Genomic DNA, 1,275 nt, shown 5'->3' with positions numbered 1-1,275 from the left:
GTGGTTGACGCATAAAATCCATCAGATTTTGAATTGAACATAGAAAAAAAGCGAAAACCCCGGTATCGTAATTGTTGCCTAGACAAACCACGATTGGAGTTTTCGCTTTGTCCCAACAGTTTATCAAATTACTTCTTCCACTTCCAGACCTTTTTCAGATCCAGATGTCTTCAGACGAAGAACCGAACGTTTTCCCGGTCATCCCGGATCGACACGACATCCCTTGCCCGCTTTGCCAGAGAAAGACAGTCCTGCATTCGAAAAGGCGACGTCGCTTCCGACACGGTCACGCATGGAACGTCGGTATACTCTGGATTGAGCTGGATATCCCACGTCAAAGATGCTTCTCTTGTGATTTGACGTTCGTGTATGACTACGGTCTCGGGCTCGTCCGCACCTCCACCGAGGTGTTCCGGAAAGGCATCGCAGAACGTTGCCACGGTAGGACGATCTCAGATGTAGCGCGTGAATACGGATTACCTTACACGACGGTGGAACGATGGTTTTATCGGTACGCCTCAGTAGAGACAGAGAAGCATACGACAGACGTCCTCATCGACGAGTTCGCCACACGAAAAGGACATCACTATGCGACAATCGCCCTCGATGCGGAGAGTGGTCGGCTCCTGTCCATTGTCCCGGGAAGGGACGTCACGGCCATCACGGCTGCACTCCAAGGCATAGCCGGAGACATCCGTTCTGTCGTCAGTGACTTTGCACCGGCAATGGCGAAGGCCGTCGCACATGTCTTCCCGGATGCGAAACATGTGCTGGATCGTTTCCATCTCATCCAGTTCTTCACGGACGCCCTTCGCCGTCGGCGTCGTTTTTTGAACGAGGTGAAACGTCACCATCATGTCCGTGTGATTGACCGTGCTCTCGCCTGTCGTCCGGAGACGCTGTCCCCCGAAGACCGGGAGGTCGCCGATTCTTGCCTTCGGGAAGATCCGTTCACCCGGGACCTCTATCAAGGACTTCAACATATTCGATATGTGCTGAAGGCCACGTGCCATGGACAGGCGAAACGTCGACTGACCGATTGGTTGGATCGTTATCAGTCCCATCCTTGCGGGCCTCTGGCGAAGATCGCGAAATCGATCCAGAACCGAGAGGAAGCGATGCGTCGAACAATCGTGTCCAGTCTATCGAACGGAAAGATGGAAGGAACGAACAACAAAATCAAGCTTATCAAACGCCGTGGTTATGGCTACCGAAACCTCGAACGTTTCTTTTTGAGATTACGCTTCGAGCTTGGTCGTTAAAATAGCAACCACG

The 1,275-nt window shown here is 52.3% G+C and carries 1 protein-coding gene; it reads left to right on the top strand.

Features of this window, described 5'->3' with window-relative positions:
* Positions 1 to 164: 164 nt before the first annotated feature.
* Complete coding sequence (locus tag KNP79_RS15530) at positions 165 to 1,262, top strand: ISL3 family transposase (protein WP_215192928.1); 1,098 nt, start codon at positions 165 to 167, stop codon at positions 1,260 to 1,262.
* Positions 1,263 to 1,275 lie beyond the last annotated feature (13 nt).

This window comes from Exiguobacterium sp. s7 (genome assembly GCF_018618195.1).
In the GTDB taxonomy this organism is placed as follows: Bacteria; Bacillota; Bacilli; order Exiguobacteriales; family Exiguobacteriaceae; genus Exiguobacterium; species Exiguobacterium mexicanum_A.
The sequence above is the reverse complement of the archived record's forward strand: the minus strand, read 5'-3'. Positions and strand labels throughout refer to the sequence as shown.